This is a genomic window from Alcaligenes faecalis (assembly GCF_002443155.1).
Classification (GTDB): Bacteria; Pseudomonadota; Gammaproteobacteria; order Burkholderiales; family Burkholderiaceae_B; genus Alcaligenes; species Alcaligenes faecalis.
The window spans coordinates 2415902-2428071 of the sequence record NZ_CP023667.1 but is presented as its reverse complement, the minus strand read 5'-3'; the positions used below and the strand labels follow the sequence as shown (position 1 = coordinate 2428071).

Annotated in this window: 10 protein-coding genes; 2 read left to right on the top strand and 8 right to left on the bottom strand. The window is 57.4% G+C overall.

The features are described from left to right. Positions 1–825: 825 nt before the first annotated feature. The 8 genes from CPY64_RS11430 to CPY64_RS11395 form a co-directional block, all read right to left on the bottom strand. Positions 826–1242, bottom strand: a complete 417-nt coding sequence (locus tag CPY64_RS11430; protein WP_042482023.1) for a CopD family protein — start codon at positions 1240–1242, stop codon at positions 826–828. Positions 1243–1245: 3 nt separating this feature from the next. Next, complete coding sequence (locus CPY64_RS11425; protein ID WP_086060327.1) at positions 1246–2541, bottom strand: glutamate-5-semialdehyde dehydrogenase; 1296 nt, start codon at positions 2539–2541, stop codon at positions 1246–1248. Positions 2542–2609: 68 nt separating this feature from the next. Next, complete coding sequence (gene holA / locus CPY64_RS11420; protein ID WP_042482021.1) at positions 2610–3671, bottom strand: DNA polymerase III subunit delta; 1062 nt, start codon at positions 3669–3671, stop codon at positions 2610–2612. Between the two features lie 2 nt (positions 3672–3673). Further along, positions 3674–4306: an LPS-assembly lipoprotein LptE gene (locus tag CPY64_RS11415; RefSeq protein WP_042482019.1), complete on the bottom strand. Its 633-nt coding sequence runs from the start codon at positions 4304–4306 to the stop codon at positions 3674–3676. A gap of 2 nt (positions 4307–4308) precedes the next feature. Further along, positions 4309–6966, bottom strand: a complete 2658-nt coding sequence (leuS, locus tag CPY64_RS11410; protein ID WP_042482016.1) for a leucine--tRNA ligase — start codon at positions 6964–6966, stop codon at positions 4309–4311. A 210-nt stretch (positions 6967–7176) separates the two neighbouring features. Further along, positions 7177–7344, bottom strand: coding sequence for a 50S ribosomal protein L33 (gene rpmG / locus CPY64_RS11405; protein ID WP_003802781.1), 168 nt, complete (start codon positions 7342–7344; stop codon positions 7177–7179). Between the two features lie 35 nt (positions 7345–7379). Further along, the gene (rpmB, locus tag CPY64_RS11400; protein WP_003802782.1) at positions 7380–7616 is read right to left on the bottom strand and encodes a 50S ribosomal protein L28; all 237 of its coding nucleotides are present in this window, start codon (positions 7614–7616) and stop codon (positions 7380–7382) included. 140 nt (positions 7617–7756) lie between these two features. Next, a complete protein-coding gene (locus CPY64_RS11395; protein WP_042482226.1) occupies positions 7757–8905 on the bottom strand; it encodes a Bcr/CflA family multidrug efflux MFS transporter in 1149 nt (382 codons plus the stop codon). Positions 8906–9255: 350 nt separating this feature from the next. Between CPY64_RS11395 and CPY64_RS11385 the strand changes: the two genes are divergently transcribed. Together CPY64_RS11385 and CPY64_RS11380 are read left to right on the top strand one after the other, a co-directional pair. Beyond that, entirely contained in the window at positions 9256–10494 is a 1239-nt protein-coding gene (locus CPY64_RS11385; protein ID WP_042482015.1) for a class I SAM-dependent methyltransferase, read from the top strand. A 538-nt stretch (positions 10495–11032) separates the two neighbouring features. Next, entirely contained in the window at positions 11033–12076 is a 1044-nt protein-coding gene (locus CPY64_RS11380) for an ABC transporter substrate-binding protein (RefSeq protein WP_042482013.1), read from the top strand. Positions 12077–12170 lie beyond the last annotated feature (94 nt).

Genomic DNA, 12170 nt, shown 5'->3' with positions numbered 1-12170 from the left:
AACTCACGACGTTCGCCCGATTGTGGACGGCTGTCACGGTCACGGTTGAATGCTGGACGTTCGCGGCGCTCACCGGAGAACTCACGACGTTCACCGGATTGTGGACGGCTGTCACGGTCGCGGTTGAATGCGGGGCGTTCACGGCGTTCGCCAGAGAACTCACGATGTTCGCCCGATTGTGGACGGCTGTCACGGTCGCGGTTGAATGCTGGGCGCTCACGACGTTCACCAGAGAACTCGCGACGTTCGCCAGATTGAGGGCGGCTGTCACGGTCACGGTTGAATGCTGGACGCTCACGGCGTTCGCCAGAGAACTCACGACGTTCGCCCGATTGTGGACGGCTGTCACGGTCACGGTTGAATGCTGGACGTTCGCGGCGTTCACCGGAGAACTCACGACGTTCGCCCGATTGAGGACGGCCTTCGCGGTTGCGGTCGAATGCGGGACGCTCACGGCGTTCACCGGAGAATTCGCGACGTTCACCCGTTTGAGGGCGGCTGTCACGGTCCCGGTTGAATGCGGGACGCTCGCGGCGCTCACCGGAGAACTCACGACGCTCACCGGAAAACTCGCGACGCTCGCCCGATTGGGGGCGATCTGTGCGGTCGCGGTTGAAAGCAGGGCGCTCACGGCGTTCCTGGTCACGTTTCTCTACGTAGGGGCGGGACTCGCGCTTGGGGCCGCCCTGGCGGTCTTGCTGCAGGCTGGCCGCACGTGCGCGCGCACCCGAGCGCACGCGGGGTTCCGCATTGCTGGCTTTCTTTTTAGTGCCTGGGCTCAGGCTTAGTGTCTTGCGTTCAGATTGGTCTGACATGAATTAGGTATTAGAAGGGTTTTATAACCACCAGGATGAGGACCAGCAGCAGAACGATGACCGGAATTTCATTGAACCAGCGGAAGAATACGTGTGAGCGGCTTTGCTGCCCTTGCTGGAACTGCCGCAGATAGCGTCCGCACACACCGTGAAAGGCAAACAGGATCAAGACCAGGGTCAGTTTGGCGTGCATCCAGCCCTGTCCTTTGCCTATGCCGTAATACAAAAATAATCCCAGGCCTGTCAGCAGGGTCAGAATGGCCAAAGGGGCCATAAAGCGATACAGGCGCCGGGCCATGCCCAAGAGCGTTTCATAGGTCCTGACATCTTGCTCCTGGGCCAGATTGACATAGATGCGGGGCAGGTAGAACAGCCCCGCAAACCAGGAGGTCACAAACAAGATGTGAAATGTTTTTAGCCAAAGCATGATTTAACCACGCATTTGGCCATTGCCATGCAAGACCCATTTGTAGGTCGTCAGGCCTTCCAGGCCGACCGGGCCACGGGCATGAAGACGGTTGGTGGAAATGCCGATTTCGGCACCCAGGCCATACTCGAAGCCGTCAGCAAAACAGGTAGGCAGGTTCACCATGACGGAGCTGGAGTCCACTTCGCGCTGGAAGCGCTCGGCCAGGCTCAGGTTTTCCGTCACGATGGATTCTGTGTGCTCGGAGCTGTACTGGGCAATATGATCCATGGCCTGATCCATGGAGTCCACAATGCGGATTGCCAGAATGGCTGCGGCAAATTCGGTTTCCCAGTCTTCTTCGGTAGCGGGGGCTACGTTGGCGACCAGAGCGCGGGTCTGTTCACAGCCACGCAGTTCCACTCCTTTTTCCTGCAGTTGGCGGGCCATTTCTGGCAGGAAAGCCGGGGCAATACTGCGGTGAACCAGCAAGGTTTCCATGGTGCCGCAAATACCGTAACGGTAGGTCTTGGCGTTGAACACGATGCGGGTCGCTTTTTCCAGATCGGCAAATTCATCTACATAGACGTGGCAGTTGCCGTCCAGGTGCTTGATCAGAGGGACCGTTGCTTCGGCGCTCAGTCGCTGGATCAGGCTCTTGCCACCACGCGGGACAATGACGTCCACGTAGTCGTTCATGGTTACGAGCAAGCCAACAGCATCGCGATCCGTGGTGGGAACCACTTGCACGGCTTCTTTGGGCAAACCAGCACGTTCCAGGCTGCTGGAGATAATCTGTGCCAAAGCCTGGTTGGAGTGAAAGGCTTCGCTACCGCCGCGCAAAATCGTGGCGTTGCCGGATTTCAGGCACAGGGCGGCGGCGTCAATGGTCACATTGGGGCGCGATTCGTAAATGATGCCGATGACACCCAAAGGCACACGCATTTGAGCCACACGCATGCCGTTAGGGCGGGTGCGTGAGGCGCTGATCTGACCGACCGGATCGTCCATGTCGGCAATCTGACGCAGGCCTGTGGTCATGATCTCCAGGGCACGGTCCGACAGGACCAGACGCTCGATCATGGCCGGGGGAATCTGACGTTCACGTGCAGCCTGCAAGTCCAGTTCGTTGGCTGCTTGCAACTGGGCTTTTTGCTCAATCAGGGCATCAGCCATATAGCGCAGGGCATCGGCCTTGGCTTTGCCAGTGGCGGCGCGCATGCGACGGGCAGCAAGCTGGGCGCGCTTGCCCAAATCTTGCATCATGGAAGACAGATCGCCGACCTGGGTGGCGGCAGAGGACTGGGTGATATCGTTCATAGCCGTGTAACTCTCCGGTTCAAGAGAGCATTATCGCAACAATTAAGAGATTAAGGGGTATCGGACGCTTAGCGACGGGGGGCTTGTGTCGCGACTGCGATACGCATGGTCAGGCGGCGCATTTCTTCCCACGGGTCTTGCTGACGTCCGCTGGGGTGCAGGCCTTTGATCAAACGGTCTATATCGTGTGCATGCAGAACCGAGGCAGGCCAGCTTTGAGGCGGGATGCGGTCCAAGGCCTGACGGACGAGTTTTTCGCGCGGGCCAAAAATGCGGTATTGGCGAAACAGGTTGGACAGATCCTGCCCTTGCTGACGCGCTTGTGACAAACGGGCCAAGGTACGTACTTCTTCGCCTACCGCCCACAGGACCAGGGGCAAGGCTTCGCCTTCTGCCTGCAAGCCACCGAGCACCGTCAGGGCGCGTTGGCTATGGCCGGCCAGCATGGAGTCGCGCAGATCAAACACACTGTAGCGAGCCACATTCAGGACGGCGTTTTCCAGCTCTTCCTGGCTTAACTGGCCGGGAGGGTAAATCAGGGCCAGTTTCTGAATTTCCTGATGGGCCGCCAGTAGGTTGCCTTCAACCTTGTCGGCCATCCATTCCAGACTATGGCGCTCCAGGCTTTGATCCTGGGTTTTCAGACGCTGGGCAATCCAGCCTGCCAGGGAGTTGCGGTTGATGGGCTGAATGTCAACCCAACAGGCCACTTGTTCCAGAGCCTGGCACCATTTGCTGTTGCGCGTGGCCTTGTCCAGGCGGGGAAGTTGAATCAGGAAGCTGGTGCCATCCATTTGCCCGCCGCTGATCAGCTGACACAGCTTTTGCAGGGCATCACCGCCCGGCTTGCCGGGCTTGCCACTGGGAATGCTCACGTCCACCAGTTTCTGATCGCCAAACAGAGAGATGTTCTGGGCAACAGCAAACAGCTGCGACCAGTCTGCCCGCGCATCCAGCGTAAAGCTGCTGCGTTCGGTAAAGCCGTCCTGGCGGGCGCGGGCGCGCACGGCATCGGCGGCTTCAACCAGCAAAAGGGGTTCATCACCAGACACCACATAAAGCGGTTGAAAGGCTGCGGATGGCGTGGCCAGTTCGCGCAGCAAGGTGTCGTGGTCGGCCCTGCGTCCCATCGTTACAGCGGCGCCTGTGGTCGGGTGGGCAGCAGTTCCATTTCTTCCATGGAGCTGGCTTCAGGCTGGCTGCTCATGAAGTGGTAGGCACTGGTGACGTCGGGCGAACTCAAGCGGCGCACGATGCGGTTGATCAGCGACTGTTCCATGTCGCGGAAAATCATCTCGATTTCGCTGTCTTTGGCCTGGACGGCTTCGGCGTCGTAAGGTACTTCACGCATCACAGTCAGTGTGGTGGGAGGCAGTACGTAGCGGCCTTTGGCATCGAGCAGCTCAAAGACAAAGGTCAGCTGCAGTTCGTACTCTTCCACCTGGCCTTTGGCGTTGATGGAGATTTCACGCTGATAACGGCTCAGCGAGACTTGCTGCAGGACCGCTTCCGCTTCTTGAGGACCCTCGACAAAGCGGCTTTGAGGCGAGCTGGCCAACAAGGCTCGACGCAGGTTCGCGCCAAAAGCGCTGTTGTCCGTAATATTGGTGTAAATCGTGTTGAACGGCAGCGGGGCCACCCCTTTCAGGTGGAAGCCGCACGCTGTCAAAACAACACTGAGCAGGATGATCATGCCCGCCAGTCCCCAGAACCTGGGTGCAGGAGCAGACAAGGAGCCGGAAGGAAGCAGGCGGGCTACGTTCATGATTAACCTACGACGTTAACAAGTTTGCCAGGCACCACAATGATGCGCTTGGCGGGGCGGCCTTCCAGATACTTGAGCACAGCCGCATGGTCGGCTGCAGCTTGTTCAATGGCGGCTTTTTCCGCTCCTTGAGGCACGATCAGGGAGCCGCGCAGCTTGCCGTTGACCTGCAGCATCAGTTCCACTTCATCGGCAATCAGGGCTTGCTCGTCCACGACAGGCCATTGGGCATCCAGCATATCGCCTTGGCTCTCTGCCCAGCCCAGCTCGCGCCACAACTGCCATGTGATGTGAGGGACCACAGGGTACAGAACACGCAACAGGATGGACGTGGTTTCAGCCAGTGCACGTTGTGCGGCAGGCGTGTCTTCCCATTGAGTCTGCTCCAGGGTGTTGAGCATCTTCATGCAAGCCGACACGACCGTGTTGTACTGAATACGCTCGTAGTCGTAATTGGCCTGCTTGAGCAAGGAGTGAATTTCCAGACGAGTACGCTTGGCAGCGGCGTCCAGATCGCTCCAGTCGGTAGCCTGGGCGTTACCGGCACGCAGGGCATCGGCGTGGTTGTAGCAGAAGGCCCACAGGCGGCGCAGGAAGCGGTTGGCTCCGTCCACGCCCGAGTCCGACCACTCCAGTGTTTGCTCTGGCGGGCTGGCGAACATGATGAACAGGCGGGCGGTATCCGCGCCCATTGTGTCGATCAGGGACTGAGGGTCCACGCCGTTGTTCTTGGACTTGGACATGGTGCCAATGCCGTTGTACTGCACGGGCTGGCCATCGCTCTTTAAGCGGGCACCGATAATCGCGCCTTTTTCGTCGTAAACGTTTTCGACGGTTTCAGGCCAGAAGTATTCGATACCCCCTTGTGGGGTGCGGCGGGTGTAGCTGTGGTTCAGCACCATGCCCTGGCACAGCAGGCGGGTGAAGGGCTCGTCAATCTTGACCAGGCCCATGTCGCGCATGACTTTGGTCCAGAAGCGGGCGTACAGCAAGTGCAGCACAGCGTGTTCGATACCACCGATGTACTGATCCATGGGCATCCAGTAATCGGTGCGTGGATCGGTCATGGAATCGTTCAGATTGGGCGTGGTGTAGCGCAGGAAGTACCAGGACGAGTCCACAAAGGTGTCCATGGTATCCGTTTCGCGACGTGCCGGTTTGCCACAAGAAGGGCAAGCGCACTTCAGGAAGGCTTCGTGCTTGTTCAGCGGGTTGCCGCTGCCATCGGGAATCAGTTCTTCGGGCAGAACCACGGGCAGGTCTTTTTCTGGAACAGGAACCGGGCCGCAATCTTCGCAGTGGATGATCGGGATCGGGGTGCCCCAGTAACGCTGACGGGAAATGCCCCAGTCGCGCAGACGATAGGTAGTTTGTTTCTCGCCCAGTTCCTTGGCGTTCAGGTCTGCGGCAATGGCATCCACGGCCGCGACGTGCGTCAGGCCGTCGTACTTGCCGGAATTGATGGTTTGACCTTGCTGCTTGTCGCCGTACCAGTCTTGCCATTGGGTGGCGTCGTATTCCTTGCCTTCTACACCAATGACCTGATTGATAGGCAATTGGTATTTCAGGGCAAAGGCGAAGTCGCGCTCGTCGTGAGCAGGCACGCCCATCACGGCGCCGTCACCGTAGCTCATCAAGACATAGTTACCGACCCAGACAGGAACGTCCGCGCCCGTCAGGGGGTGCTTGACGGTCAGGCCAGTAGGCAGACCTTCTTTTTCACGGGTGGCCATATCGGCTTCCGTGGTGCCGCCTTTCTTGCATTCTTCAATAAAGGCAGTCAGCTCGGGATTGTTGCGGGCAGCCAGGGCAGCCAGCGGGTGTTCAGGAGCAACCGCACAGAAGGTGACGCCCATGATGGTGTCCACGCGGGTGGTGAACACGTACAGACGACCGTCCTGAATCAGTTGGCCTTGCTCGTCACGAATATCGTGAGGGAAGGCAAAGCGTACGCCCTGGCTCTTGCCGATCCAGTTTTCCTGCATCAGGCGCACACGCTCGGGCCAGCCGGGCAAGCCGGTTTTCACGGTATCCAGCAGTTCTTCGGCGTAATCGGTGATGCGCAGGTAGTAGCCGGGGATTTCACGCTTTTCAACCAGCGCACCGGAGCGCCAGCCACGGCCTTCAATAACCTGTTCGTTGGCCAGAACGGTTTGGTCTACCGGGTCCCAGTTCACGGTCTGGGTCTTGCGGTAGGCAATGCCTTTTTCCAGCATTTTCAGGAACAGCCACTGGTTCCATTTGTAGTATTCGGGGTCGCAGGCGCACATTTCGCGCGACCAGTCGATAGCCAGACCCATCGCCTGCATCTGCTTTTTCATGTAGGCGATATTGTCGTAAGTCCACTTGGCGGGTGGAACCTGCGATTTGATGGCGGCGTTTTCGGCGGGCATGCCAAAAGCATCCCAGCCCATGGGCATGAGAACGTTAAAACCGCGCATGCGTAGCTGGCGCGCCATCATGTCGTTGATGGTGTAGTTGCGCACGTGGCCCATGTGTAGCTTGCCACTGGGGTAGGGCAGCATGGAGCATGCGTAAAACTTGGGTTTGAGCGAGCCATCCGGAGCGGTGGCGTTCTCGACGGCACGATAGGCGTCCCGATCGGTCCAGTTTTGCTGAGCGAGTTGTTCGACCTCGCTGGGGTTGTAACGTTCCTGCATGAGTGGCAATACCGTTTTAGACAGAAGTAAAGGAGTATCCGCCATTATACGGGGCAAATCTCGCTGTGGACGGCTGCAAGGTGGGCAGTGTGCATGAGCGTAATGGCAGACAGGAGGCAGGCCTGTCACAGCAGCCTGCAAAGGGCAAAAAAAACCCCTGCAGGGCAGGGGCTTCTTTGAAAACCAATCCGCTGCAGGAGCGGGCGCGTATTAACGCAGCTTGGTTTCTTTGTACTCGACGTGCTTGCGAACGACGGGGTCAAATTTCTTGATCACCATCTTTTCAGGCATGTTGCGCTTGTTTTTGGTGGTGGTGTAGAAGTGACCCGTACCGGCGGACGATTCGAGTTTGATTTTTTCGCGTATACCTTTTGCCATGATGAGCTCCTGGTTAAATGTTTAAGAAGCGCAGCTTAGTACTTTTCGCCGCGGGAGCGCATTTCGGCCAGAACGGAGTCGATACCGTTCTTGTCGATGGTGCGGATAGCGTTAGCGGAAACGCGCAGGCGAACCCAGCGGTTTTCACTTTCAACCCAGAAACGACGGGACTGCAGGTTTGGCAGGAAGCGACGCTTGGTCTTATTGTTGGCGTGCGAAACATTGTTGCCCGACATTGGGCCTTTTCCGGTCACTTGGCATACGCGTGCCATGGTCATACCCCTTGAGATCTAAATCAGCCTCCGCTAAACGAAAAAAGCCGCGGGCGATTGTAAAATTAGGATCGTGTTAACCCCAGTGCTGGGGTGCAAAGAAGATTATTCTAATATGGAAAAATCACTTAGATCAAGTTTTACCGTGCTTTCCTCGCTGCATTGCGGCCAAACAGCCACGATAAGACGGCACAAGCGGCCAATACGGCGGTCAATGGCAAAGCATTGGACGAAGCCCAGCTGCTGACAGCAAAACCGGCCAAGGCACCGCAAAGCATTTGCAAGGCTCCCATCAGTGCGGAGGCCGTTCCCAGGCGATGGCCTTGTTCAGACAGGGCCAGCGCGGCGGAATTGGGATTTACAAAGCCCTGGCATGCCATGAAGCCCATGAGGGTCACCATCAGCCAGGTCAGGTCCAGTACGCCCAGCAGGGTCAAAATGGCACCCAGCAAGGTAAAGATCACTTGCAGGCCCTGTGCCACGCGCAGCAAAGTGGGTGGGCTGTAGGTATTGAGCAAGCGGGCGCTGACTTGAGAGAAAACAATCAGACAGGCGGCATTGGCGCCAAAATAAAAACCGAAATGACGCGGCTCGACAGAAAACAAATCAATAAAGACGCGTGGCGATCCGGCGATATAGGCAAACATGCCCGCAGAACTGAAACCGGCAGCCAGGGAATAAAACATGAAGGGCCGGTCGCGCAGCAAGGCGCTGTAATTATGCGCAATCAGCTTGGGTTGTAGTGGCAGCACCCGTTCCGGGGCCAGAGACTCTCGCATGGTGAAAAAGGTCAGCAGCCACAGAAGCACACCACAGCCTGCCATGAAGTAGAAAATGCCGCGCCAGTCGCTAAACAGCAGGATCTGGCCGCCAATCAGTGGGGCCAGAATCGGCATGACACCCATGATCAGCATCAGCATGGACAGGGCTCGGGCGGCTTCACGGGTCTCGAAACGATCCCGGATCACGGCGCGGGGGATGGCCATGCCGGCGGCGCCACCAAAGGCTTGCACAATGCGCCAGACCGTCAGCTCATCAATGTCGCTGGCACGGGCACAGAAAAAAGAAGCGGTGGTGAAAATCAGCACGCCCAGCAGCAAGGGCAGCTTGCGCCCGAAGCGGTCGGCCATCGGGCCGTAGACTAGCTGAGCCACTCCCACGCCCAGCAGGAAACCGGCCAGAGTGCGCTCTACCATACCTGCCGAGGTGTTCAGGCTCTGGGCCATCGCCGGGAAGGCGGGCAGGTACATGTCAATGGCCAGAGGCCCCAGGGCGGTGAGCAGCCCCATCAAGATGAGCCAGGGGGGAAATGCAGGGGAGTGGTTGCGTGTCATCGGGCCAAGTATTAAGGTGGGGCAGATCCTGGCCAAGAGCCTGAAGCCGCAACCCCGCGCCGAGCATCAATGCAAACCGATGCAATGGGCCAAAGGCAGGCAGTTTAGCATGGGGCAAGGTCAAATCCGGCATAAGTGCTTTAGGTATGAAGCACATGATTCGTGACTTTGACGCAACGGATTCAAGGGCTGATTGTATTAGGCTACAGGATTGACGGCTTATGGGCGGTGTGTCGATTCAGGCGACACATTGTCATCTTTGTTTGTTTACATACAAGGAGGCGAAGTTGAGTTCCATTTCATCCATGGTCCAGGCCAAATTAGATCAACTCAGCGTCCCGGTTCGACTGACCTTGCCCAATGGGGAGCAAGTCGGTGCAGCCAACGCATCGGTTCATCTGACAATCAAAGACAATGCCACTTTGGCGCAACTGGCTGCCGGACAGTCCGGACAGTTGGGCGAGGCCTACGTGGAAGGGCGTATGGATTTTGAGGGGTCCATGCGGGATTTGATGCAACTGGCCGCCGATATCTTGCCAGGATCGCCGGTCGATGCGGCCCAGGCAGGCTGGCTGACCTCCATCATCAAGCACTTGACCTCCGTCTGGCGTCATTCCCAGGAAAAGGACGCCAAGCAGATCCAGTTTCACTACGACTTGTCGGACGACTTCTACGCCCTGTGGCTGGACCCGCGTCGGGTCTATTCTTGCGCCTATTATCGCGAGCCGGACATGACGCTGGCCCAGGCCCAGGAAGCCAAGCTGGATCACATTTGCCGCAAGCTGCGTCTGCAATCGGGCGAGCGCTTTCTGGATGTTGGGGCCGGGTGGGGCGGCCTGTTGATGTGGGCGGCCGAAAATTACGATGTGGATGTGACCGGCATTACCTTGTCCCGTAACCAGCATGCGTATGTGAATGGATTGATTGAGCAAAAGGGGCTGACGGGCCGGGCCCGCATGATGTTGCTCGATTACCGGGATCTGGATGAGCTCAAACCCTATGACAAGCTGGCCTCGGTGGGCATGTTCGAGCATGTGGGCCGCGCCCAGCTCAGTGCTTACTTTGACAAGCTGCGCCGTCTGGTCAAACCGGGTGGCCTGATCCTGAACCATGGCATTACCGCAGGTGGCGTGGACAATAGCCAGCTGGGCGCGGGTATGGGTGACTTTATCGAGAAATACATTTTCCCCGGCGGAGAGCTGACCCATATCAGCCATGTGTTGCGTCATCTGGCCGAAGGCGGTCTGGAGGGGCTGGATATCGAGAACCTGAGGCCACACTATGCGCGTACCTTGTGGGCCTGGAGTGATGCTTTGGAAAGCCAGCTGGACAAGGCCAAGGCCACGCTGGATTCCGAGCAGGGTCAAAAATCCCTGCGGGCGTACCGGGTTTATCTGGCCGGTTGCGCAATGGGCTTTGAGCATGGATGGATTGCCTTGCATCAGGTTCTGGCACAGGCGCAAAGTGCAGGACGCGCGCAAGAACTGGAGTATGCGCCCGACCTGGTATATCCATGGCGACGGGACTATATGTACCAGCGTTAAGCCACTGATTGGCAGGACAAATGACAAGGTTTCAGGCCTTGTCATTTGTCTTTTTGGGTTTGGTTGTTAACTTCCCTGATTAGCCTTGAATTATTAAGTAACAAAAAAAAGTTTGGAAAATTGCTAAAACCACGCCAAACAAGGCTTTTGTTGTGTTTTCGCCATTGACATATTCAGGATTTTCACTGGTTTTGTGCGGTAATAATTTGTTTTTGATTGCAAAGGCCCGTAGAATGGCCTCCTTGTCTGATTCATCAATTCGATCCAGAACCGCTCAAGCAGCGTGTTCTATTCGCACCAAATCATCGTCCCGCGCGGTGTAACCCTGGCCCAGCCGTTTTGTTTCGGTCAAGGCAGGGAACGGTAAAAGAAAGGGGCTCAGCCCCCAACGCCGTTCCGGGTTTTTCGTGAGTGCCTGGCACTCGCTCTATACGTAGGTATGTATTGGCGATAAGAGCATCGTCTTCCGCACACCCCTTTAGCCTTGGCGCCGACTGATCATGCAGGACGCGTCCACAGTAACTCAAGGAGGAGCATCATGTCTTCATACTTCCCTCACGCCGGTGCCAAGTCGCGCTTGCACCGTTTTCCCCTGATTCAAGCCTCTGTGCTGGCCAGCGTTTTGCTGGGTTTGTCGTCCGCCGCACAAGCCGCTGCCCCGGCAGCCTGCGAACTGGACCGCACTGTCCGCTTTGGCGGCATGAATTGGGAATCGAACCTGGTCCTGACTGAAGTCGAGCGTTTTATCGCCGACAAGGGTTATGGCTGCAAGACTGAGGTCATCTCGGTCGAGACGCTTCCGGCGTTGGCCGCGTTGGAGCGAGGCGACCTGGATGTCAACACTGAAATCTGGCTCAACAGTGTGGCTGATCCCTGGAAACAGGCTGAAGCCAAGGGAAATGTAAAACGTATTGGCGATATTTATATGGGTGGCGAAGCCTGGTTCATTCCACGCTACACCGCCGAGCGCCTGCCTGAACTGAAGTCCGCTGCGGACCTGCCCAAGTTCAAAGATGAATTCAAGGACCCGGAAGAGCCCGGCAAAGGCCGTTTCTATGGCTGCCCGGCAGGTTGGGGTTGTGAAGTGGTCAGTGGCAATCTGTTCAATGCCCTGAAGCTGGGCGATACCTATACCCTGTTCTCGCCCGGTACCGGCGCCACGCAGAAAGCAGCACTGACTTCTGCTTACCAGCGCAAGGAAAACGTAGTGTTCTACTACTGGTACCCCACACCGCTGGTAGGTTCCATGGATCTGGTCAAGCTGGAACTGCCGGCTTATGACGAGAAAAAGCACGGGTGTCTGACTGACCCCAATTGTGCCAATCCAGAGCCTAGCGATTACCCTGAAAACCCGGTGTTCACTGCCGTGAATACGGAATTCTCCAAGCAGGCTCCCGAACTGACGGCTTTCCTGGCCAATGTCAGCATGCCTCTGGAACTGATGAACGACACCATGGCCCACATGGAAAAAACCGAGGGCGAGCCCGAGGATGTGGCGAACTGGTTCCTGAAAGAGCATGAGGACACCTGGACCAAATGGGTGCCCATGGAAGTGGCTCAGCGCGTAAAAGCCGCTCTTTAGTATTCGTGTTGTTGTAGGGCGAGGCCGGCCTCGGTTGCTGCACCCCCTGTGGGTGCGTGCACTGAGCCGTACCTCGCTTTTCTGCCTGGCCACC